This is a genomic window from Thermus sp. NEB1569 (assembly GCF_022385295.1).
GTDB lineage: Bacteria > Deinococcota > Deinococci > Deinococcales > Thermaceae > Thermus > Thermus scotoductus.
The window spans coordinates 1,762,836-1,784,398 of record NZ_CP092445.1; the positions used below are offsets into that span (position 1 = coordinate 1,762,836).

23 protein-coding genes and 1 pseudogene are annotated in these 21,563 nt (G+C 66.0%); 11 read left to right on the plus strand and 13 right to left on the minus strand.

The window, feature by feature from the left end; all coding sequences use genetic code 11:
- Positions 1 to 7 precede the first annotated feature (7 nt).
- Genes rny through MI302_RS10075 form a run of 5 tightly spaced genes read right to left on the minus strand, consistent with a single transcriptional unit; the run spans position 8 to position 5,238 of the window.
- Positions 8 to 1,732, minus strand: a complete 1,725-nt coding sequence (gene rny, locus MI302_RS10055; RefSeq protein WP_239726524.1) for a ribonuclease Y — start codon at positions 1,730 to 1,732, stop codon at positions 8 to 10.
- Positions 1,733 to 1,738: 6 nt separating this feature from the next.
- A complete protein-coding gene (gene recA / locus MI302_RS10060) occupies positions 1,739 to 2,761 on the minus strand; it encodes a recombinase RecA (RefSeq protein ID WP_019551637.1) in 1,023 nt (340 codons plus the stop codon).
- The gene (gene thpR, locus MI302_RS10065) at positions 2,712 to 3,305 is read right to left on the minus strand and encodes an RNA 2',3'-cyclic phosphodiesterase (protein WP_126208656.1); all 594 of its coding nucleotides are present in this window, start codon (positions 3,303 to 3,305) and stop codon (positions 2,712 to 2,714) included. The genes recA and thpR overlap by 50 nt, the downstream gene beginning before the upstream one ends.
- A complete protein-coding gene (locus MI302_RS10070) occupies positions 3,302 to 4,486 on the minus strand; it encodes a CinA family nicotinamide mononucleotide deamidase-related protein (protein WP_239725670.1) in 1,185 nt (394 codons plus the stop codon). The genes thpR and MI302_RS10070 overlap by 4 nt, the downstream gene beginning before the upstream one ends.
- Positions 4,459 to 5,238 (minus strand): folate-binding protein YgfZ, encoded by a 780-nt coding sequence (locus MI302_RS10075; protein WP_239725671.1) that lies wholly within the window; start codon positions 5,236 to 5,238, stop codon positions 4,459 to 4,461. Before MI302_RS10075 ends, MI302_RS10070 begins: the two co-directional genes overlap by 28 nt.
- Before the next feature lie 38 nt (positions 5,239 to 5,276).
- Here MI302_RS10075 and MI302_RS10080 point away from each other — a divergent pair, with 38 nt between their 5' ends.
- Together MI302_RS10080 and MI302_RS10085 are read left to right on the plus strand one after the other, a co-directional pair.
- Complete coding sequence (locus tag MI302_RS10080) at positions 5,277 to 6,326, plus strand: sugar MFS transporter (RefSeq protein ID WP_239726525.1); 1,050 nt, start codon at positions 5,277 to 5,279, stop codon at positions 6,324 to 6,326.
- Positions 6,319 to 6,945: an HAD family phosphatase gene (locus tag MI302_RS10085; RefSeq protein WP_015716330.1), complete on the plus strand. Its 627-nt coding sequence runs from the start codon at positions 6,319 to 6,321 to the stop codon at positions 6,943 to 6,945. Before MI302_RS10080 ends, MI302_RS10085 begins: the two co-directional genes overlap by 8 nt.
- Here the strand turns inward: MI302_RS10085 and MI302_RS10090 are convergent.
- Positions 6,937 to 8,016 (minus strand): enolase C-terminal domain-like protein, encoded by a 1,080-nt coding sequence (locus MI302_RS10090; protein WP_038028796.1) that lies wholly within the window; start codon positions 8,014 to 8,016, stop codon positions 6,937 to 6,939. The genes MI302_RS10085 and MI302_RS10090 overlap by 9 nt on opposite strands.
- Positions 8,017 to 8,025: 9 nt before the next feature.
- Positions 8,026 to 8,742 (minus strand): AAA family ATPase, encoded by a 717-nt coding sequence (locus tag MI302_RS10095; RefSeq protein WP_239725673.1) that lies wholly within the window; start codon positions 8,740 to 8,742, stop codon positions 8,026 to 8,028.
- 85 nt (positions 8,743 to 8,827) lie between these two features.
- Here MI302_RS10095 and MI302_RS10100 point away from each other — a divergent pair, with 85 nt between their 5' ends.
- Positions 8,828 to 9,319 carry a bioflim formation protein gene (locus MI302_RS10100; RefSeq protein WP_126164976.1) on the plus strand — a complete coding sequence of 164 codons (492 nt, stop codon included), beginning with the start codon at positions 8,828 to 8,830 and terminating at the stop codon, positions 9,317 to 9,319.
- Between the two features lie 3 nt (positions 9,320 to 9,322).
- Complete coding sequence (locus MI302_RS10105; protein ID WP_239725679.1) at positions 9,323 to 10,159, plus strand: carbohydrate ABC transporter permease; 837 nt, start codon at positions 9,323 to 9,325, stop codon at positions 10,157 to 10,159.
- Here the strand turns inward: MI302_RS10105 and mltG are convergent.
- The 4 genes and pseudogenes from mltG to alaS all read right to left on the minus strand — a co-directional run bounded on the left by mltG (position 10,144) and on the right by alaS (position 14,527).
- Entirely contained in the window at positions 10,144 to 11,157 is a 1,014-nt protein-coding gene (mltG, locus tag MI302_RS10110; protein ID WP_172957791.1) for an endolytic transglycosylase MltG, read from the minus strand. The two genes, MI302_RS10105 and mltG, sit on opposite strands and share 16 nt — an antisense overlap.
- Entirely contained in the window at positions 11,141 to 11,548 is a 408-nt protein-coding gene (gene ruvX, locus MI302_RS10115; RefSeq protein ID WP_239725684.1) for a Holliday junction resolvase RuvX, read from the minus strand. Before ruvX ends, mltG begins: the two co-directional genes overlap by 17 nt.
- 28 nt (positions 11,549 to 11,576) lie before the next feature.
- Positions 11,577 to 11,810 (minus strand): annotated as a pseudogene (locus MI302_RS10120) (hypothetical protein); the annotation flags it as partial.
- Between the two features lie 68 nt (positions 11,811 to 11,878).
- Positions 11,879 to 14,527, minus strand: coding sequence for an alanine--tRNA ligase (gene alaS / locus MI302_RS10125; RefSeq protein ID WP_239725689.1), 2,649 nt, complete (start codon positions 14,525 to 14,527; stop codon positions 11,879 to 11,881).
- 76 nt (positions 14,528 to 14,603) lie between these two features.
- On the opposite strand from alaS, the gene MI302_RS10130 reads away from it, so the two are divergent.
- Positions 14,604 to 14,966 carry a hypothetical protein gene (locus MI302_RS10130; protein WP_239725690.1) on the plus strand — a complete coding sequence of 121 codons (363 nt, stop codon included), beginning with the start codon at positions 14,604 to 14,606 and terminating at the stop codon, positions 14,964 to 14,966.
- Here MI302_RS10130 and MI302_RS10135 read toward each other — a convergent pair.
- The gene (locus tag MI302_RS10135) at positions 14,954 to 15,439 is read right to left on the minus strand and encodes a DDE transposase family protein (RefSeq protein WP_239725711.1); all 486 of its coding nucleotides are present in this window, start codon (positions 15,437 to 15,439) and stop codon (positions 14,954 to 14,956) included. The two genes, MI302_RS10130 and MI302_RS10135, sit on opposite strands and share 13 nt — an antisense overlap.
- Positions 15,440 to 15,489: 50 nt before the next feature.
- Complete coding sequence (locus tag MI302_RS12210; protein WP_038031536.1) at positions 15,490 to 16,044, minus strand: transposase family protein; 555 nt, start codon at positions 16,042 to 16,044, stop codon at positions 15,490 to 15,492.
- A gap of 180 nt (positions 16,045 to 16,224) precedes the next feature.
- On the opposite strand from MI302_RS12210, the gene MI302_RS10145 reads away from it, so the two are divergent.
- The 6 genes from MI302_RS10145 to aceA all read left to right on the plus strand — a co-directional run bounded on the left by MI302_RS10145 (position 16,225) and on the right by aceA (position 21,550).
- Complete coding sequence (locus tag MI302_RS10145; RefSeq protein ID WP_239725692.1) at positions 16,225 to 16,473, plus strand: putative toxin-antitoxin system toxin component, PIN family; 249 nt, start codon at positions 16,225 to 16,227, stop codon at positions 16,471 to 16,473.
- A 15-nt stretch (positions 16,474 to 16,488) separates the two neighbouring features.
- Positions 16,489 to 16,764, plus strand: a complete 276-nt coding sequence (locus MI302_RS10150) for an NIPSNAP family protein (protein WP_019551352.1) — start codon at positions 16,489 to 16,491, stop codon at positions 16,762 to 16,764.
- Positions 16,765 to 16,839: 75 nt separating this feature from the next.
- Positions 16,840 to 17,982: an ABC transporter permease gene (locus MI302_RS10155; RefSeq protein WP_126165471.1), complete on the plus strand. Its 1,143-nt coding sequence runs from the start codon at positions 16,840 to 16,842 to the stop codon at positions 17,980 to 17,982.
- Between the two features lie 75 nt (positions 17,983 to 18,057).
- Complete coding sequence (locus MI302_RS10160) at positions 18,058 to 18,744, plus strand: ABC transporter ATP-binding protein (RefSeq protein WP_239725693.1); 687 nt, start codon at positions 18,058 to 18,060, stop codon at positions 18,742 to 18,744.
- A gap of 49 nt (positions 18,745 to 18,793) precedes the next feature.
- The gene (locus MI302_RS10165; RefSeq protein WP_239725696.1) at positions 18,794 to 20,125 is read left to right on the plus strand and encodes an FAD-dependent oxidoreductase; all 1,332 of its coding nucleotides are present in this window, start codon (positions 18,794 to 18,796) and stop codon (positions 20,123 to 20,125) included.
- A gap of 108 nt (positions 20,126 to 20,233) precedes the next feature.
- Positions 20,234 to 21,550 (plus strand): isocitrate lyase, encoded by a 1,317-nt coding sequence (gene aceA / locus MI302_RS10170; RefSeq protein ID WP_038071360.1) that lies wholly within the window; start codon positions 20,234 to 20,236, stop codon positions 21,548 to 21,550.
- The last annotated feature ends 13 nt before the right edge of the window (positions 21,551 to 21,563 follow it).

Here is a 21,563-nt window from a genome sequence, read left to right on the forward strand (position 1 = left end):
TTCTAGCCTACTTAGCGTACTCCACCGCCCGGGTCTCCCGCACCACCGTCACCTGCACCTGGCCGGGGTAGTTCATCTCCCGCTCGATGCGGTTAGCGATTTCCCGGGCCAGAAGGGTGGCCTTGGCATCGGTGATCTTATCGGGTTTGACGATGACCCTCACCTCCCTCCCCGCCTGGACGGCGAAGGCCGTCTCCACGCCGGGGAAGGAAAGGGCGATGCGCTCCAGGGCCTCGAGGCGCTGCAGATACTCCTCCAGGCTCTCCCGCCTGGCCCCTGGCCGGGCGGCGGAAAGGGCGTCGGCGGCCGCCACCAAAACCGCATACACGGTTTCCGCATTCTCGGGATCGTGGTGGTGGGCGATGCCATCTATGACCTCCGCCGGTTCCCCGAAGCGGCGGGCCAGGGCGATGCCGATCTCCACGTGGCTTCCCTCCACCTCCCGGTCCACGCTCTTGCCGATGTCGTGAAGGAGCCCCGCCCGCCGGGCCAAGGCGGCATCCAGGCCCAGCTCCGCGGCCATGATCCCAGAAAGGTGGGCCACCTGCACCGAGTGCTTGAGGACATTCTGGCCATAGCTGGAGCGGAAGTGGAGCCGGCCCAGAAGCTGGATGAGGCCAGGCTTTAACCCCACCACCCCAGCCTCGAGGGCAGCTTCCTCGCCCCGTTCGTAGATGAAGGTCTTCATCTCCTGCTTGGCCTTCTCCACCACCTCCTCAATGCGGCTAGGGTGGATGCGCCCATCCCTGAGAAGCTCCTCCAGGGCCATGCGGGCGATCTCCCGGCGGATGGGGTTGAAGGAGGAGAGCAAGACGGCCTCCGGGGTGTCGTCGATGATGAGGTCTACCCCCGTCAAGGCCTCAAAGGTGCGGATGTTCCGCCCCTCCCGCCCGATGATCCTGCCCTTCATGGCATCGGAGGGAATGGGCACCACGGAAACCGCCAGCTGGGCGGCGGTTTCCGAGGCCTGGCGCTGCATGGCCTGGGCCAGGATCTTCTGGGCTTCCTTGCGGGCCTCGAGGCGCGCTCTTTCCAAGGCTGCCCGCACCCTCTGGGCCTTCTCCTCCTCCAGCTCCCGGTCCAGCCTCTCCAGGATGAGGCGCCGGGCTTCCTCCGGGGAGAGGCCTGCCACCTCATGAAGCCTCCGTTCCACCTCGCGTTCCTTCTCCTGCAGAAGGGCCTCCTGAGCCTTAAGCGCCTCCTCCCGCTTGGAAAGGGCCTCCTCCAGGGCATCCAGCTTGAGGACCCGGGCGTCCAAGGCCTCGCCCCTCTTGGATAGCCTTTCGGCCTCCCGCCGGAGCTCCTCCCGCTCCCCCTTAAGGCGCTCCCTCTCCGCCTTAAGCTCCTCCTGCAAGGCCCTAAGCCTCTCCCGCTCGGCCTTAAGCTCCTCCCGCTCGCTCCTCAGGCGCTCTTCCGCCTCCTGCAAGCGCTTTTTGGCCTCGGCCTCCAAGGCCTCCGAGCGGCGCTTAAGCTCCGCCTCCAGCTCCTGGCGCAAGGCCTTGGCCCGCTCCTCGGCCTCCTGGCGCAGGGTCCTGGCTTCGGCCCGGGCGGCCTCGAGGATCTCCTTGGCTTCCTTCCGGGCCGCCTCGAGGGCCTCCTTGGCCTCCTCTCTGGCCGCCTCCAGAAGCCTTTTGGCCTCTACCCCCGCGCGGTCCTCCCCCTTGCGCCTAAGGAACAGGGCCCCCAAGAGGACCAAGACCAGGAGAAGAAGCCCCAGGTCCAAAAGGGTCAGGGCCATCTACTCCTCCCCTTCCTCGCTTCCCGCGAGCACCACCTCGTGGGCCCTCTCCAGCACCTTGGCCCGGATCTCCTCCAGAAGCTCGGGCCGCTCCCGCAGGTAGTCCGCCGCCTTCTCCTTCCCCTGACCCAGGCGGTGTTCCCCGTAGGAGAACCAGGAGCCGGCCTTCTCCACCACGCCCGCCGCCACCGCCACGTTCACCAGGTCCATGACCGGGTCCAGGCCCCTGCCGAAGTAGATCTCCAGCTCCGCCTCACGGAAGGGTGGGGCCAGCTTGTTCTTCACCACCTTCACCTTGACCTTGATCCCCACCGCCTCGTTCCCCACCTTGATGGGCTGGCCGCTTTTGCGCACATCCAGGCGCACGCTGGAGTAGAACTTAAGGGCCCGGCCGCCGGGGGTGGTCTCGGGGTTGCCGTACATCACCCCCACCTTCTCCCGCACCTGGTTGATGAAGATGGCGGCGGTGTTGCTCTTGGAAAGGACCGCGGTGAGCTTGCGCAGGGCCTGGCTCATGAGCCTGGCCTGCAAGCCCACGTGCTGGTCCCCCATCTCCCCCTCGATCTCCGCCTTGGGCACCAAAGCGGCCACCGAGTCCACCACGATGACATCCACCGCCCCCGAGCGGGCGAGAAGCTCCACGATCTCCAGGGCCTGCTCCCCGGTGTCGGGCTGGGACACCAGGAGGTCCTCCACCTTGACCCCCAACTTCTGGGCGTAGAGGGGGTCCAGGGCATGCTCCGCATCCACGAAGGCCGCCACACCCCCCTGCTTCTGGGCCTGGGCGATGATGGTGAGGGCCAAGGTGGTCTTCCCCCCGGACTCGGGGCCGTAGATCTCGATCACCCTTCCCCGGGGAATGCCCCCGATCCCCAAGGCCAGGTCCAAGCCCAGGGAGCCCGTGGGGATCACGTCCACCTGAAGCCTGGGCATCTCCCCCAAGCGCATCACCGCACCCTTGCCGAACTCCTTTTCAATGGTCTTTAGGGTGTTCTCCAGTGCTTTCTTCTTGTTCTCGTCCATGCTCACCTCGCAAAGGGAACTTTTCTAAAATGGTATAGACGGGCCCCCTGGGCTTAAGCTCCGAGCGCACCAGGGCGAACTCCGTCACCGGCCACTCCACGCCGAAGACCACCGGGGGCACCCGGGGGGCAGGGGCCTTGCGCCGGGCCAGGGTGATGTGGGGCTTGAAGGGCTTATCCCCGCCTGCCAGAAGCGCCTCCTCCCCCAGGAGTTCCCGCACCCCTTCCCGAAGCCCTTCCGCCAAAGGGGCAAACCCCTCCCCTTCCGCCTTGGCGAACCAGACCCTGGGGGTGCCCTCGTTGGGGAAGTAACCCGTGCCCCGGATGCGGGCGGTGAAGGGAGGATGGAGCCGGCCCAGCCGGTGGCCCAGGGCCAAAAGGTCCTCCAGGTCCTCCTCCGGCCTTTCCCCCAGGAAGAGAAGGGTAAGGTGGAGCTGGTGGGGAACCACCTCCTTCCACCCCTTGTAGCGGGCCACCCGCTCCTGAGCCTCCACCAAGGCCCGCTTCACCTCTTCAGGAAGGAAGATTGCGTAGAAGAGCCTCATGTTAGGAGCAAGGCCAAGGCGGCATAAACGCTTCGGAGCCGCACCACCTCTCGGTCCCCGGGGAAGCGGTAGCGGCGCACCTCCGTCCCCTTAGGCCCCGCCAGGGCCACGAAGACCGTGCCCACGGGCTCGCCCTCCAAGGGGTCCGGTCCCGCCACCCCCGTGGTGGAAAGGGCATAGGTGGAACCGAAAAGCACCCGGGCGGCCTCCGCCATGGCCTTGGCCGTCTCGGCGGAGACCGTCTTGGCGAGGAGTTCCTCCGGCACACCGAAGCGGGCCTTGGCCCCTACCGAATAGGATATCACGCCCCCCAGGTAGATTTGGCTCGCTCCCGGCACCCGGGTGATCTCCGCCCCGAGAAGCCCCCCGGTGAGGCTCTCCATGGTGGCAAGGGTGGCCCCTTCCAGCTCCAGGCGACGCTTCACCGCCTCGGCCAGGGTCATCTCCCCTTCCCCCCAGACCTCCTTTAGGAGGCGCTTCTTGATCCTCTCCGCTAGCTCCGCCACCAGGTCCTCCCGGCCCCGAATCACCACCTCCACCCCCTGGAGCTTGGGGTAGGTGCCCACCTCCACCTCCTTATCCCGCTTAAAAAGCTCCCCGAGCCGCTCCACGATCTCCGATTCCCCTATGCCCCAGGTCTTCAGGACCCGCTTGGCATAGGGGCGGCGGGGGAGGTTCAGCTTGGGCAACACCTCCTCCCACATGGGCCGCCACTCAGGGGGAGGCCCGGGCAGGAGGATCAGGTCTTTCCCCTCCTTCCGCACCCACCAGCCGGGGGCGGTGCCCCTGGGGTTTTTAAGCCAGGTGGCCGAAGGGATCCTCATGGCCTGCTTGCGGTTGGCCTCGGGCATGCTCCGCCCCCGGGCCCGGAAGAGGGTCTCAATCTCCGAAAGCATCTCCTCGTCCAACACCAAGGGCTCCCCCAAGGCCTCCGCCACCGCCTCCCGGGTCACGTCGTCGGGGGTGGGGCCTAGGCCCCCGGAAAGCACCAAAAGCCTCGCCCGCTTCCAAGCCTGGCCCACCTCCCGGGCCAAGGGGAGGGGCTCGTCCACCACCCTGAGGGTCCTTTCCACCTTGAGGGCGTAGGCCTCGAGGCTCCTGGCGATCTCCGCCGTGTTGGTGTCCAGGGTCTCCCCGTAGATGAGCTCCGTGCCTACCCCGATGATCTCCGCCCGCTCCATGCCGCCTCCTCGAAGGGCAGGGGCTCCACCCGAAAGCGCCCCCCACCCCCCTCCACCACCGCCCCTAGGGGAACCTCCTTACGCATCACGGCAAGGCCCAAAACCCCGAAGGGCGTTTCCATCACCCGCTTGGCCTCCCCTACCTTGCGCCCCTCCAGCAGGAGGTCAAAGGGGGCTTCCTGGGCAGGGGAAAGCCCCCTTAGGCCCACCAGGTGATGGTGCACCTCCTTCCCCTCGAGGCGGGCCATGATCTCCTGGCCCACATAACACCCCTTGCCGTAGTCCACCAGGTGGAGAAGCCCCACGCTCTGGGGAAGCTCCCCACGAATATCGGAAAGGAGCGGGAGGCCCTTAAGCAAGGTGTAAAGGGGATAAACCCCAGCGGGATGGGCCCCCTCCCCGCTTTCCGCCACTTCCTCCCGCCCATCGGCATGCAGGCGCCGGTAAAGGGGAAGTTCCAGAAGCTCCACCTGGTCAAAGACGATGTAGCGCTTAAGCCGTTTCCTTAGGCCCTCCAAGGTGCCCCAGGGAGCCAGAAGAAAGCCTTCCTCGTGCACGAACACCGTGGCCGCTTCCTCTATCTGCCCCCGGTGGTTGAGGAACAGGGCCCCCACGGGCCCGGAAAGCCTTCTGAGGTCCCGGGTAGCCTGGCCTTGAAGGAAGGAAAGGGCGTCGGGCCCCCGCACCAGCAAAAGGCCAGGAAAGGCAAAGTACCCCTCGCCCGCCAAAGCCTTTTCCAGGGCCTCCTCCATCCCCTCCATTATTGACCAAAGGGTCAGTTAGGGGAAGAATAACGGACGTGCGCTTTTTCTGGGGCTCCTTCCTGGCGCTTTTCCTCGTGGGGGTGATCGTGGCCCTGCCGGGGGCGGCCCTGCCCGTTTGGCGGGGGCGCTACGGGGTGGGAGAGGAGGTTTCCTGGTTCTTCACCGCCCTTCTCCTGGGCCTCCTCCTGGGGGTGCGCCTGGCCCAGGGGGATAAACGTCACCCCCTTCTTCCCGCCGCCATGGGGCTTGCGGGCTTGGCCCTATGGGGGGTGGCCCTGGCCCCTTCCTTCCCCTTGGTGGTGGCCCTGGCCTTCCTCCTGGGTTTGGGGGAAGGGGTGATGAACGTCCACGGCAACAGCCTGGTAGGCGAGCTTGACCCCAAAAGGCGGGTGGAACTCCTAAACCGGGTGAACGTGGCCTTCGGCTTGGGAGCGGTCTTCACCCCCTTCGCCCTCACCCTGTTACCCTACGGCACCGTGTTGTTTCTGGCGGGTTTCCTGGCCTGGATAGGGGCCCTTCTCCTCTGGGAAGCCCCTCAGGTAACCCAGGTGCCCAAGGAGCAAGGGCGGGGGCTTTGGCCCTTCCTCCTGGCCGTGGCCATCTACACCGGTCTGGAGGGAGCCCTGGCCACCTGGAACCGGGTCTGGCTGGAACACCTGGGCCACCCCACCCCTATGGGAGGGGTGCTGCTCTCCCTGTACTGGCTCTTTCTGGCCCTGGGCCGCCTTTTCCTGGCCAAACCGGTGGCACAAAAGCCCCTGGCTGCCCTGAGGAGCCTCCTCCTCGGAGTCCTCGCCCTCCTTTTTCTCAACCTCCTGCCCCCCACCGCCCTCCTTTTTCCCTTGGCTGGCTTTCTCCTGGGTCCCCTCTTTTCCACCCTTTTTGCCCTGGTGCAGGCCCGCTTCGGCCACCGAGCCCTGGGGGGTTTGCTTTATGCGGGCGCCACGGGAAGCACCTTGATCCCGGCCCTCTTTGCCCTTTTGCCCACACCCGGCATCCCCTATGGGCTTCTCGGCCTGGCCCTGGGCCTTTTCCTGATGGTTTCCAGCTTGGAGCGGAGGGCCGTCCATGCTTAAGGCCCTTCTCTTTGATCTGGACGGCACCTTGGCCGACACCGACCCCCTGCACCTTCTGGCCTGGCGGGAGGTCTTGGCGCCCTATGGCCTCGAGGTGAACGAGGACTTCTACCGAAAGCGCATCTCCGGCCGCCTTAACCCCGAGATCGTCAAGGACCTTTTAGGGTTGGAGGGAGAGGAAGCCCGAAGGCTCATCGAGGCCAAGGAAGCCCGCTTCCGAGAGCTGGCCCTGAACCTCAAGCCCATGCCCGGCCTTGAGGAGCTTCTGGAAAAGGCCCGGGCCAGGGGCCTCACCTGGGGGGTGGTCACCAACGCTCCCCGGGAGAACGCCCGCCATGTGTTGAAGGCCCTGGGTTTGAACCCGCCCCTTTTGGTCCTGGCGGAGGAAGTGGGCCGGGGCAAGCCCGACCCCTTGCCCTACCGGGTGGCCCTAAGGCACCTGGGCCTCACCCCCCGGGAGGCCCTGGCCTTTGAGGACTCGCCCTCCGGGGTGAGGAGCGCCGTGGGGGCGGGGATACCCACCTACGCCCTGCTCACGGGGCACAAGGAGGAAGCCCTCCTCGAGGCGGGAGCCTGGGGGGTCCTCCAGGACTTCAGGAAGGCCATGGAGCTACTCTAGGGTATACCGCCGAAAGGCCCCCTCGTCAAACCGCGCCTCCACCAGGTCCTCCCAGTAAAGCCACCCCTGGCGGAAGGTGGGGAAGTCCAGGAACCCCCCTTCCGCCTTGAGGTGGAAGGCCAGCTCGTTGGGTTCGGTGACCCCTTGCTGGAAGGCCAAAAGGGCCGACTGGTAGGCCCCAAAGGAACTCTGCGCCTGGCTTCCCACCATGGCCCTTTTGCCCTCTTCCCGGGCTAAGGCCAGCATCTCCAGCGTCCAGGTGACCCCGGTGCGGGCGGGCTTCAGGTTCAGGATGTCAAAGGTGTCCAGAAGAAGCTCCCGGCGAAGGTCCTTGGGGGTCATGGCCGAGTCGTCGGCGATTAGGGGGAGGATTTTCTTCTCCCTTAGCTTCCTCCTGGCCTCCACCTCCTCAACGGGCAGGGGCTCTTCCACGTAGAGGAGGCCCATTTCCTTCCAGGCTAGGAGGTAGCGCTCGGCCTCCTTGGGGGAAAGGGTTTCGTTGGCGTCGGCGTAAAGCTCGGCGTCGGGGAGGGCTTCCCTAAGGCGGCCGATCTTCCGGCCATCCTCCTCCAGGTCCCGGCCCACCTTCACCTTGAAGACCCGCACCCCCGCCTCGTAGGCCATGCGGGCATCTAAAAGCATCTCCTCCTCCGAGGCCATGCCCAGAATGTAGGAAACCCGCACCCGGTGCTTGGCGGGCTTCAATACCTGATAAAGCTCCTCCCCCTCGCTTCTCGCCCAAGCCTCCCAAAGGGCGAGGTCCAGGGCTCCTTTAAGGCCCAGGTTGCAGGGAAAAGACTCCAGCACCGCCCGAATGGCTTCCTGGTCGTCCGCCTCGAGGCCCAAAAGCCGGGGCTTCAGATACTCCAGCCCCGCCCGCACGCTTCCCAGGGTTTCCCCGTAGATGGTGGGGCGGATGGCCACCTCCGCCTGGCCCAGGGAGCCATCGCTGAGCTCCACCTGCAAAAGGGCATGCTCCAGGGCCGCCATCTCCGAGGCCTTACCCCAGCGCAAAGGAGCCCTTAAGGGGATGCGGAAAGGAACCAGCCTGAGGTCGCGGATGGTCGCCATGAGGCCATTTTAGAGGCCAAGCCGCCTGAGGAAGCCCCTAACCGCCTCCACCTCCTCCTCGAGGGAAAGCCTCTCCGTGTCCAGGATGAGGGCCCGGGGGTGGTCCTCAAGGAGGCGCAAGGGGCCCAGGGGATTGTAGTTTCTCTTCTCCTCGGCCACGATTTTGAGCTTGGCCAAGACCTCTTCCCAGGGAGCCAGGGCCAGGGCCTCCTCCAGCTCCCCTGGGGAAAGAACCCCTTCCGCCAACGCCCTTAGCTCCGCCCTCTCCTCCGGGCGAAGCTCCACCCGGTCAAAGGCATCCTGGCGGGAAAGTAGCCTTTTAAGCCGGGTGGCCTCCCGGGCGTGAAGGACCACGAAAAGCGCTTTGGGCAGATGCTCCAACGCATAGGCCACCTCCGCCTCCCCCCTAAGCCCGTCGAAGAGAAGGGGGAAGCGGGGCTCCACAAACCCCCGGGCCAGGACCTCCGCCACCCCTCCCGGGAACTCCTCCCGGAAACGCCGGGTCAGGAGAAAGCGCTCCTCCCGGGGAATGGGGAGGTTGACCCCGTAGCGGGGAAGGACGTAAAGGTCCACCAGCTCCCTGCGGTCAGGAAGCCGGGAAAAGCCCAAGGCCTCCACCAAAGTGCTCTTCCCCACCCCGGTGAGGCCCACCAGGATGAGGAGGGGGTGGTCCTTTACGGGAACTAGGTTGGGACGGGGCTCGAGGGCGAAAGCAACCGCCGCCATGAGGAGATTGTACGGCTTCTAGGGGGTGGAACCTAAATCCCAGGGAAAAGGCAACCGGAATCCCGCCTGCTAAGATAGGGGGGATATGAAGCGCCTAGTCGCCCTTTCCCTCCTGGCCCTCAGCCTGGCCCTGGCCCAGATGCCCGCTTATCCGGAGAACACCCTGGGGCTAGGGTACGCCCCCGATAAGGGCGTCTACCTGCAGGGAAGCGCCCTTTTGCCCTTCAGTCCCTTGGGGATCGACACGGGACTGGATGTGCAGGCCCTCCTTTCGCAAAACCCGGAGGTCTTTGCCCTCTTCAAGGCCAACCTCTTCCCGGGCCTGGTCCTGGCGGACCTCTACACCTCCGTGGGCCTGGGCCTGGACCTGCGGTATCCCTTTGGAGCGCACCTGGGACCGGTGGTGAGCCTCGAGGTGCCAGGAGGAGCCCTTTCCGCCTACGGGGGACTCGGCTACCAAAGCGGGTTCCACCTGGCCTGGGGAGCCGGGTTCAGGCTCTACCTGGAACCCCTGGCCCTGGAGGTTTCCGCCTCCGACCGGTATCCCTTCCTGCTGAGCTTTCTTTACCTCTGGTAACCCGTGCGGCGCCTTCCCCTTTTCCTCTTCTCCCTTCCCGCCCTCCTCACCCTGGGGGTGTTCATCCTCTACCCCTTTTTGGATGTGATTCGCTTTTCCACCTGGGACTGGTCGGGGCTTTCCGAGCCCAAGCCGGTGGGGCTCAAAAACTACCGGGATCTTTTCCAAGACCCCGCCTTCTGGGGAAGCCTCTGGGTGACCCTGAAGTTCATGCTCCTGGCCCTGCCCCTTTTCGTGGGGCTTTCCATCGCCCTGGCGGTGGCTTTGGAAGGGGCACCCTACGAGCGGTTTGCCAAAAGCCTTCTCTTCCTGCCCGGGCTCGTCACCCTGGGTGGGGCCACCCTGAGCTGGTACACCCTCTTCACCCCCGAGTACGGGGCCTTGGCCCAGTTTCTGCCCATCCCCCCTTGGGACCGGGAGGGGTTTTGGGCCTTGGTCATGGTGGTCCTCTTCACCCTGTGGCGGCACCTGGGGTATGGGGTCCTGGTGGCCTCGGCCCGGCTTAAGGCCATCCCCAAATCCCTTCTGGAGGCCGCCTATGTGGACGGGGCAGGGCCCTTGGAAGCCCTCCGCTACATAGTTCTTCCCCTCATGCGCCCGGCGGTGGCCTTTTTGGTGGTGGTGGGCACCATCCTCTCCCTGCAGTCCTACTCGGCGGTCTTCCTCCTCACCCGGGGCGGGCCCTACGGGGCCACCCGGGTCCTGGGCTACTACCTCTATGAGTCGGGGTTTGAGAACTTCCGGGTGGGGTATGCCGCCGCGGTCACCGTGGTCATCCTCCTCCTCACCCTCCTCTTCGCCTACGCCCAGCTTAGGCTTCTGCGTCACGGGGAGGAATAGCGGTGTAGGCGGAGGTCCTCGAGGTGGGCCTCGAAGCTGGTGTTGAGGAAAAGCTCCCCCTTGGCGTGGAAGAAGTAGAGGTAAGGGCGCCCCTTGGGGTCGGTGCGCACGGGATTGAGCACGGCAAGGAGGGCCTCCCGCCCCGGGTTGCCGATGGGCCCCGGGGGAAGCCCGGCGTAGCGGTAGGTGTTATAGGGGGAATCATGGGCGAAGTCCCCCGCCTTCCGGGAAAGCTCGGGAAGCCTTTTGCCCAGGGCGTAGGCCACGGTGGGATCCGCCTGGAGGGGCATGCCCCTTTCCAGCCGGTTCAGGAAAACCCCGGCGATGTAGGGCATCTCCTTCTGACTCCCCGCCTCCACCTGGACGATGGAGGCCAGGGTCACCCAGGCGTGAACGGAAAGCCCCCGCTCCTCCAAAAGGCGCCTCACCGGGGGCGTGAGCTCGGCCTCGAAGCGGCGTAGGAGGGCCCGCACCACCTCCTCGGGGGCAACCAGGAGGTCAAAGGTGTAGGTGGCGGGGAAGAGGTAGCCCTCCAGGGACCTGCCCTCCACGTACGGGGGGCGCAGGGCCCCAGGCTCCTGGACAATCCTTAGAAAACCATCCCCATCCAAGCCCGCCTGGGAAAGCCTTTTGGCGTAGTCCACCGCCCTTTCCCCCTCGAGGAAGGTGAGGGTGACCGTGAGGGGCTTCTCTCCTCCCGTGAGGGCCCTGGCCAGGCGGAAGGCCCCATCCCCCTTTAGGCGGTAGACCCCGGGGACCAGCTTCCTGGCCTGGCCGGAGAAGCGCAGGTAGGCGGAAAAGAGGTACCCGGAGCGCAAAAGCCCGGCCTCCTCCAGGATCCTGGCCACCTCCTGCCCCGTGGCCCCCCGGGGAATGCGCACCGTGGCCTCTTTTCCCGTGGGGCCCAAAAGCCAGAGGGCGTAGAAGAGGAGAAGGGCGAAGGTGACGAAAAGGGCCACCACCCCCCGCCACAGCCAGCGCCTAGAGCCTTCCCGCAAGGTAGCCCTCCAGAAGCACCACGGCGCTCATCTCGTCCAACCGACCCTTCTCCCGGCGGATCCGTTTGGGGGCGTGTTTCAGGCGCCGGGCTGCCGCCTGGGTGGTGTAGCGCTCGTCCACAAGCTCCACCTCCACCCCCTTGGCCCTAAGCGCCTCCACCAGGGGAAGGACCCTCTGGGCCTGGGCGCTTTCCTTGAGGTCGGTGCGCAAGGGAAGGCCCACCAGAAGCTTTCCCAACCCCTCCCGGCGCACGAAGTCCAGGAGGGCGGCCACGTCCTCTTCCAGGCTCCGCCGCACCAGATAACCCCGGCCGTAGGCGAAGGGGCTTCCTTCCTCCCCCACCGCCAGGCCGATCCTGGCCTCTCCCACGTCAAGCGCGCCCAGACGCATACTGTACGCTGCGATCCGCCAAGACCACCCCCAGGTAGAGCAGGGCAACCCCCATGGCCCCGGTGAGGTACCAAAGCCGATAGAGAAGGGGATTCCAGGCGCCCAGGAGCTTGGCCAAAAGCTCGGCGGAAACCGCCAGGGCGAAGAGAAGAAGGCCCAGGGAGTAGAGGGCGTTGTGAAGGGAGGGACGCCCCCGGTACCGCCCAAAGGTGGGGCCGAAAAGGGCCCAGGAAAGGGCCACCGCCACCAGGCTCAGCAACATGGCCATGGGCTCATTTTACCGGGGAGGGTGTCCCCTGCCAGGCACCCCGGCAAGGCCAGGGGCCTCCCTCAAGGAAGCAGGTCGGGAAGGGCCGCCCGGGCCTTTTCCGGGGAAAGCCCTGCCCCCTGGGCTAGGGCTCCCTTCCCACCCCCCCGGCCTCCCGCCCGCTCCGCAAGGGCCCGGAAAAGGGCCCCTGCCTCAAGGCCCCTTTCCTGGGCCTTTGGGGAAAGCTTCAGCACCGCCTGCCCCCCGCTCAGGACCAGGGCCACATCCGCTCCCCTCTGCACCAGATCGTCCGCCGCCTGGCGCAAGGTGGCCATATCCACCCCGGAAAGCTCCAGCACCCCGTAGCGCAGGCCCCCCTTCTCCGAAAAGGCGACCTCCTTCTTAAGCTCCGCCTGCACCAGGCGCGCCTTAAGGCTTTCCACCTCCTTTTCCTTGGCCTTGAGCTCCTGCAAGAGCCTCTCCAGCCGCTCCTCCAGGTTGGCCTCCCCCACGGAAAGCCTCTCGGCCAAAGCCCTCATGCGGTTCAAAGCCCCGCGGGCGAAGCGCACCGCCCATTCCCCGGCCACCGCCTCGAGGCGCCTCACCCCGGCGGAAACCGCCTCCTCCTTCTGGATGAGGAAGGCCCCGATCTCACCAGTCCGGCGCACGTGGGTGCCCCCGCAGAGCTCCTTGGACTCGAGGCCCAGCAAGGGGCTTCCCTCCACCCGCACCACCCGTACCACCTCCCCGTACTTCTCCCCGAAGAGGGCCATGGCCCCTTCCCGCTTGGCCTCCTCCAGGGGCATATAGCGCCAGGTGACGGGGAAGTCCGCCATGATCCAGCGGTTCACCAAAAGCTCAATCCGCTCCAGCTCCTCCTGGGTCAGGGGCTCGGGGTGGGTGAAGTCAAAGCGCAGGCGGTCCGGGGCCACCAGGCTCCCCGCCTGGCGCACATGGGGGCCCAGCACCGCCCTCAAAGCGGCGTGGAGGAGGTGGGTGGCGGTGTGGTGGCGCTCCGTGTCCCGGCGGGCGGGGTCCACCACCGCCCGCACCCTTTCTCCCACCCGGAGGGTGCCCTCCTCCACCTTGGCCCGGTGCAGGAAGATCCCCCTTTCCGTCTTGAGGGTGGTTTCCACCCTGGCCCGGCCCGAGGGCCATTCCAGGTGGCCGAAGTCCCCAATCTGTCCCCCCCCTTCCGCGTAGAAGGGAGTCCGGTCCAAGACCACCTGGACCTCGGTCCCGGGGCCCGCCTCCTCCAGGCTTTGGTCCCCCGCCAGAAGGGCCAAGACCGTGCCCTCCGCCTCCAGGGTCCCGTAGCCCAAGAACTCCGTGGCCCCCCGTTCCGCGTAGAGTTCCTCCAGCACCTGGGCGCTCTTCTTGAAGATCTCCCGCTCAAAGGCCATGGCCGCCCGGGAACGCTCCTGCTGCTCCTCCATGGCCCTTTTGAAGCCCTCGGTGTCTACCCCGAAGCCCCTTTCCGCGGCGATCTCCACCGTGAGGTCCAGGGGGAAACCATAGGTGTCGTAGAGGCGGAAGGCCTCCGCCCCCGGAAGCACCTCGCCGGGCCTAAGGCCCGAAAGCAGGGTGTCCAGCCGCTTCAAGCCCCCTTCCAGGGTTTCCAGGAAGCGCTCCTCCTCGAGGCGGATCTGCTTCTCCACCGCGGGAAGGTTCTCCCGCATCTCCGGGTAGAAGTCCCCAAGAAGCTCCGCCACCACCGGGGCCAGGCGGTGAAGGAAGGGTTCCTCCAGGCCCAAAAGGTAACCGTGGCGGAGGGCCCGGCGAAGCAACCTGCGGATCACGTAGCCCCGGCCGGTGTTGGAGAAGGTCACCCCGTCGGCCAAGGCCGCCACCACCGCCCGGATGTGGTCGGCGATGACCCGGTGGCTCACCGAAGCCTTCCCCTCGTAGGGCTTACCGCTAAAGAGGGCCACCCTTTCGATGATGGGGTAGAAGGTGTCCGTGCGGTAGAAGTCCTCCACGTCCTGCAGGATGGCCGCCACCCGGTACAGGCCCATGCCGGTGTCGATGTTCTTCTGGGGCAGGGGCTTGAGGATCCCGGGGCCGGGGATGGGGCCTTGGCGGTCGTACTGGGTGAAGACCAGGTTCCAGATCTCCACGAACCGGTCCCCGCTTCCCGTGTTGGGACCGGTTTCGTCCGGGGTGCCGAAGGCCGGGCCCCGGTCGTAGAAGATCTCCGAGCAAGGGCCCGAGGGCCCATTGGGCCCGTGGGTGATGGCCCCTCCCGGCCAGTAGTTCTCGTCCTCCCCGAAGCGGCCGATCTTTTCCTCGGGCACCCCCACCAGGTCCCGCCAGATGGCGTAGGCCTCGTCGTCGTCCTCGAAGACCGTGACCCAGAGCCGATCCGGATCCAGGCCCAGCCACTTGGGGTCGGTGAGGAACTCCCAGGCCCAGAGGATGGCCTCCTTCTTGAAGTAGTCCCCAAAGGAGAAGTTGCCCAGCATCTCGAAGAAGGTGTTGTGCCGGGCGGTTCTCCCCACGTTTTCTATGTCCCCCACCCTGAGGCACTTCTGGCAGGTGGTGATCCTTCGCCACTCCTTGCCCCCGAAGATGGGCTTGGCCCCCAGGAAGTAGGGCTTTAGGGGAGCCATGCCCGCCGAGGTGAAGAGGAGGGAGGGGTCGTTCTCGGGGATGAGGCTAAAGGAGGGAAGGCGCAGGTGCCCTTTGCCCTCAAAAAAAGACAGGTACTTCTCCCGGATCTCCGCCGTGCGCATGCCTTTGATTATAGGGACTCAACGCGCTGGCCTTCACCCCTTTGACGTCAAACCCTCATGCCGTCAAAATGGTGGCATGGCCAGGCGCAAGACCACCCTGTACCTGGAGGAAGAGGTGCTCCGGGCCGCCAAGGTGCGGGCGGCAAGCCTGGGCGTGACGACTCCCCGGACTAAAGTCCGGGGCTTCTCGGGGTTTCCCCCGAAGGCCCCGTCCGGGCCCAGAAAGACCTTGACTCCGTATCGGCAGGCGAGCGCAATGCTTCTGGCTCTGCCACGGGTGTTCGTTTGGAGTTTTACCCATCGGACTACCCGATGGAACCCCCTACTCCAAGTTTCAAGGTCCACGGGGAACTTTGCCCCCAAGAACATTGTACCAAATCCGTGTCCACCTGTGGTGGACGTGGGGGAGCAGACCAGACTTGACCGTTATACCGCATAGAGCCCCAGGAACCTGAGGGCGGAGAGGGGATGGAAGGAGAAGGTCTCCAGGGCCGCCTTCTTCTTCCGCACCCCCCTGCGGTACAGCAGGGACACCAGAAAGGCCCGGAGGACCGCCAAGACTTGCGCCCCCACGCCCCGCACCTGGCAGGCGTCCTCATGGAGGAGGACGTCCCGTACCCAAAAGGACCGGTTCTCCACCTCCCACCGGGAAAGGAGAAGCTCCCCAAGCCGCCTCGCGTCCGCCTCCTCGGCTCCCAAGCTGGTGAGGGCGTAGCTCGCCGCGCGCCGTACCTCCCCCGTCCCCTTGTGCACCACCTCCCGCTCCACCCGCACCACCTGTCGGCACCCGGGAAAGGCCAAGAGCGCATCCGGCAGATAAGGGGAAGCCCAGACCCGGTAGGTCCACACCTCCCCGTCCCGCACCACCTCCCAAGCTGACTCCGTCTCCCCGGGAAGCCGCCTTTCCTCCATCCCCTTGAATACCTCCAGAGCCCACTCCAGCAGTTCCCCCTGGTTGGCCTTCAGGACGAAGAGGTATGCCCCCCTTTTTCCACCACCTTCCCCGCCACCTCCGGGTACAGGTACCCCGCGTCCCCCACCACTACCTTCCCTTTGAGTCCCTCCGCCCCCAGGCGGTCCAGGAGCTCCAGAAGCGCTTGGTCCTCCCTCCCCTCCACCCGGGCCTGGGCCAGGGTGGTCTTGAGGTGCAGGGCCAGGACCTCCACGAGCCTGACCTGGGGGCTCTTCCCCTTGCCGCTTCCCCGGAGGTGCTTCCCGTCCACCACCAGGACCCCTCCCAGGTCCACCTCGGGGAAGACCTGGAGGAGGGCCTCCTGGAGCTTCTTTGGGTCCAGACGGTGAAGGAGGAGGGTGAGGATGGTGTGGCCCGGGGGGTTGCGCAGGCCCAGGTGGGGCAAGAGGTGAGGGTTGGCCCGGGCGAAACGTTCCACGCCGCGCAGGGAGTCCACGCGGGCGAGAAAGGCCACCAAGATGAGGGCCAACAAGCCCCACAAGGGATACCGCCGGTTGCGGGCCCTGGGGTCGGGGACTTGGGACAAGGCCTCGCGTAGGGTCATGCCCCCTCTTTACCCCAAGGCCGCATATCGGTCAAGTCTGCGTGGGGGAGTCCATGTATCCCCGGTTTGGTCAGCCTGTGTCACGCGTTAGCGTATCTTGAGGGCTATCTTGGAAACCGGGGGATTATAGCTCCCCCACACCCCCACTTTTCTCTAAAAAGACCCAAGTTCCGGGACTACGTGAGCCTCGAGGAGGTCCAGGACTACCTGGCCTTCCTGATCCGTTGGGGGGAGGTGGCCCCCGACCCCCCAGAAACCCCCGGCCTCTCGCCGGATCCCGGGGACGATTACCTGGTGGCCTTGGCCCGGGCCTCGAGGGCCAGGGTCTTGGTATCGGGGGACCGACACCTGCTCGGGCTTGCCCACCCGGAACCCCCGGTGCTGTCGCCTAGGGCCTTCTTGGAGCTGCTGGAATCCTTGGATCCTTAAGGGTAAGCTTGGACCATGACGGTCCAGATGCGCCGCTACCGGATCAAGGAAGGGACCAGGGAGGCTTTTCAGAAGGTGTTCTTGGAGGTCATCGTCCCCTTGCGCCAGGCCACGGGCTTCCAGGTCCTGGGGGCCTACTGGACTGGGGAAAGGGAGTTTTTGTGGTTCGTGGGCCACGAGAACTTTCAGGAGGCGGAAAAGGCCTACTACCAGCACCCCGAGCGCAAGAAGGTGGACCCCAGCCAGTTCCTGGAGGAAATAGAAACCCGCTTCGTGGAAAGACTCATCTAGAAGGCCATCCCCGGTGTTTGGCCCTCTGTGGGCCCCGGCACGTCCGCTTTCCGCACCAGGAATAAGCTTGAGAAGATGGAAATCCTTTCCATGGTCCTCCGTAACCTCCTGGCCCGCCCCGTGCGCAGCCTCCTCACCCTCCTGGGGGTGCTCATCGCCACCACCAGCATGGTCCTCTTCCTCTCCTTCGGGGAAGGCTTAAGGCGCTCCCTGGCCCAGGAGCTCACCCGGGTGGGCCCCGCCATCCAGCTGGTCCCCGAGGGCATGGAGGGCCTGGGGTTTTCCGGCTACCCCGAGATCACCCCCGAGGAGTACCGGCGGGCGGTGGCAGCGGGGAAGGAGCTGGGGGTGAGGAGCATCATCCCCACCCTCTTCCTGGCCCGGGGAGGGTTTGACCCCCAAACGAGCTTCTTTTTCCAGGGCCTCCCGCAAGGCGTGGCCCCCGACCTCCTCTACCCCGGGGTGAAGGTCCGGGAAGGCCGGCTTCTGCCCTCGGCCAAGGGAGCCATCGTGGGGGCCAAGGTGGCCAAGCGGAGCCAGCTTTCCTTAGGAAGCCCCCTCAGGCTTTCCCCCAGGGTAGAGCTACGGGTGGAGGGCATCCTGGAGGAAAGCGGGGGGCTTGCCGACAACCTCATCTTCGTTCCGCTAAAGCCCTTGCAGGAGGTCTTGGGCACGCAAAACTACACCGCGCTTCTCGTGGCCCTGAACCCCGGGCAGAAGGCGGAGGAGGTGGCCCGGGCCCTCGAGGCCAGCCTCCCCGGCCTCAAGGCCCAGACCACGGGGGACGTGATGCGCTTTGCGGAAAGGGCCTTGCGCATCAGCGACCTGGTGCGCTTCGGCATCAGCCTGGTGGCCCTCATCGTGGGGGGGCTTCTGGTGGCCAACACGGTGATGATGTCCGTGTACGAGCGCACCCGGGAGTTCGGGGTCATGCGCGCCCTCGGGGCCAAGCGGGGCTTCATCTTCCGGCTGGTGGTGCTGGAGGCCCTCCTCCTCTCCTCCTTGGGGGGGCTACTGGGCCTCCTCCTGGGAAGCGCGGTTTCCCAGGCCATCAACCTCTACACCCTGGAGCAGGTGGGCTTAGCCCTTTCCGCCGTCACCTTTAGGCTTTCCCTTTTCGCCCTTCTCGTGGCCCTGGGGCTTGGGCTTTCCGCGGGGATCCTTCCCGCCTACCACGCCAGCCGGATTCCCGTGGTGGAGGCTTTGGGGAGGGTGTGAGACTGCCTTGGCTTCCCCAGGAATAAGCCCCCTTCTCGGGGGTAGTTCCGGAGCAGCCAAGAGATAGGAAAGGATATGACGAGCGTCCTACGGGCGGAAAACCTGGGCAAGCGTTACCGGCAAGGGGAGAAGGAAGTGGTGGCCCTGGAAGGATTTACCTTCGCCTTCCCCCAAGGAAGCACCGCGGTGGTGGGGCCCTCGGGTAGCGGCAAAACCACCCTGCTAAACCTCCTTGCGGGCTTTGACCTGCCCACAGAAGGAGGGGTGTACCTGGGGGAGCTGGCCTTAAACCGGCTCTCCGAGGACCAAAGGGCCGAGGTGCGCCTTCAGCACATGGGCTTCGTCTTCCAGCAGTGGAACCTCATCCCCACCCTCACCGCCTGGGAAAACGTGGCCTTTCCCCTCCTCCTTGCGGGCCTTCCCCCTAAAGCCCGCAAGGAAAGGGCCTTGGAGCTTCTGGAAAGGGTGGGGCTTCTGGAAAGGGCCCACCACCTGCCAAGCCGCCTTTCCGGCGGGGAACAGCAACGGGTGGCCTTGGCCCGGGCCCTGGCCCTGGACCCTCCCATCCTCTTCGCCGACGAGCCCACCGGCAACCTGGACGCCGCCTCCCGGGAGCAGGTGGCATCCCTGCTATTTGAAGCCGGGAAAAAGCGCACCCTGATCCTGGTCACCCACGACCTGGAGCTGGCAAGCCAGGCGGACCGGATCCTGCACCTCAAGGGAGGCCGGCTGGTGCGGGTAGCCACCCCGGCGCCAGGCTGACCCCCCTTATGGGACATCTGGCCTGGAAGGCCGTGGCACAATACCCCCTATGGGCAAGCGGCTTGTGGTCATCGGAGGGGTGGCGGGTGGGGCCTCCGCCGCCGCCAAGGCCAAGCGGGAAAACCCCGAGCTGGAGGTGGTGGTCTACGAAAAATCGGGCTGGGTTTCCTACGGGGCCTGCGGCCTGCCCTATGTGCTTTCCGGGGAGATACCCCGCCTGGAAAAGCTGGTGGCCAGGACCCCGGAGGAGTTCCGGAAGCAGGGGATCCACATCCACGTCCACCACGAGGTGGTGGACGTGGACCCCGAGCTTAGGACCCTCACCGTCTTTGACCACCAGGAGGGACGCACCTTCCAGGACCGGTACGACTACCTGGTCCTGGCCACCGGGGCCAAACCCATCCTTCCCCCCATCCCGGGCACGGAGCAGGAAGGGGTCTACACTCTAAGGAACATGGAGGATGGCCAAAAGCTCCTCAAGGCCTTGGAGGGAGCCCAAAGGGCTGCCATCCTGGGGGCCGGGTACATCGGCCTCGAGGTGGCCGAGGCCTTCCGCAAACGGGGCCTCGAGGTGACCCTCCTGGAGCTCAAGGACTGTCCCCTACCCCACTGGGACCAGGAGGTGGGGAACCTCCTCAAGGAGGAGCTGGAACGGCACGGGGTGGAGGTCTGGACCCGGGTGGAGGTGAAGGCCCTAAGGGGCCAGGGCCGGGTGGAGGCGGTGGAGACCTCGGAAGGCGTGGTGCCCGCCGACCTGGTGCTGGTGGCCACGGGGATCAGGCCCAACACCCTTTTGGCCCAGGCCATGGGGGTAGCCTTAGGCCCCACAGGGGCCATCGCCACCGATGAGAGGATGCATACCAACCTGGAGGGAGTGTATGCCGCCGGGGATGTGGCGGAAAGCTTCCACCAGGTGCTGAAGCGCCCCTACTGGCTTCCCCTGGGGGACGTGGCCAACAAGCACGGCCGCACCGCCGGGGCGGTGATCGCCGGCAAGGAGGCCCGCTTCGCCGGGGTGGTGGGCACCGCCATCTTCAAGGCCTTCGGCCTGGCGGTGGCCACCACCGGGCTTTCCCAGGAAGCGGCCTTAAGGGAGGGTTTCCAGGCCAGGAAGGTCTTCATCCAAAGCCGGGACGGGGCCCACTACTACCCGGGAAGCCAGCCCCTTTGGGTGGAACTCATCTACGAGGAGGGCACGGGAAAACTCCTGGGCGGGGCGGTGGTGGCCCATGGGCACGGGGCCTTGCGCATCGATGTCCTGGCCGCCCTCCTGCACCAGGGGGGCACGGTGGAGGACCTCCTGAGCCTGGATCTGGCCTACGCCCCACCCTACAGCCCTGTCTGGGACCCCCTCCTCATCGCTGCCCAGCAGGTGAAATAAAATGGTGTAGCTAATAGGAGAACACACCACTACTGAGTGTCAAGTCCCCAACCTTACACCCTACACTGTAACTCCTCCCACCTCCAAACTGATCTTTGGAGGTGAGGGATGGATCCTCTGAGCGTGTTGACCCCAGAGATGCGGCAGGAGGCGGAGGAGCTTCGGCGGGATTGGGCGACCAACCCCCGGTGGAAGGGCGTGAAGCGGGACTACCGGCCCGAGGACGTGGTCCGGCTTCGCCCCAGCGTGAAGGTGGAGTACACCCTGGCCAAGCGAGGAGCGGAGAAGCTCTGGCAGCTTTTGCACGAGCGACCCTACGTGCACACCTTCGGGGCCTACACCGGGGCCATGGCGGTGGAGATGGTGCGGGCCGGCTTGGAGGCCATCTACCTCTCCGGCTGGCAGGTGGCCGCCGACGCCAACCTGGCCTGGCAGACCTACCCCGACCAGTCCCTCTACCCCTATAACTCCGTGCCCCAGATCGTGAAGCGCATCAACAACGCCCTGATGCGGGCGGATATGATCGAGCGCTCCGAGGGCAAGGTGACCCGGGACTGGTACGTGCCCATCGTGGCCGATGCCGAGGCGGGCTTCGGCGGGGCTTTGAACGTCTTTGAGCTCACCAAGGCCATGATCGAGGCGGGGGCTGCCGGCATCCACTACGAGGACCAGCTGGCCTCCGAGAAGAAGTGCGGCCATCTGGGGGGCAAGGTCCTGGTGCCCACCTCCCAGCACATCCGCACCCTGCAGGCCGCCCGCCTGGCAGCGGACATCATGGGGGTGCCCACGGTGATCATCGCCCGCACGGACGCCGAGGCCGCCACCCTCATCACCAGCGACATCGACGAGCGGGATCGGCCCTTCATCCTGCCCGGGGAACGCACCCCCGAGGGCTTCTACCGGGTGAAAAACGGCCTCGAGGCGGGAATCGCCCGGGCCCTGGCCTACGCCCCCTACGCCGATGTCATCTGGATGGAAACCTCCAAGCCCGACCTGGAGGAGGCCCGCAAGTTCGCCGAGGCGGTGAAGAAGGAGTTCCCGGATAAGCTCCTCGCCTACAACCTCTCCCCCTCCTTCAACTGGAAGAAGTTCCTGGACGACGAAACCATCGCCAAGTTCAACCGGGAGCTGGGGGAGATGGGGTACAAGTTCCAGTTCATCACCCTGGCGGGCTGGCACACCGTGAACTACTACACCTGGGAGCTGGCCAAGGGCTACAAGGCCCGGGGCATGCCCGCCTTCGTGGAGCTCCAGCAGAAGGAGTTCCTGGCCCAGGCCCAGGGCTTCACCGCCGTGAAGCACCAGCGGGAGGTGGGGGCGGGCTACTTCGACGAGGTGGTCCTGGCCCTCACCCAGGGGGAGGCCTCCACCCTGGCCCTCAAGGGCTCCACCGAGGAGGCCCAGTTCAACGAACCCGTGCACTAGGTTTAGGGGACGC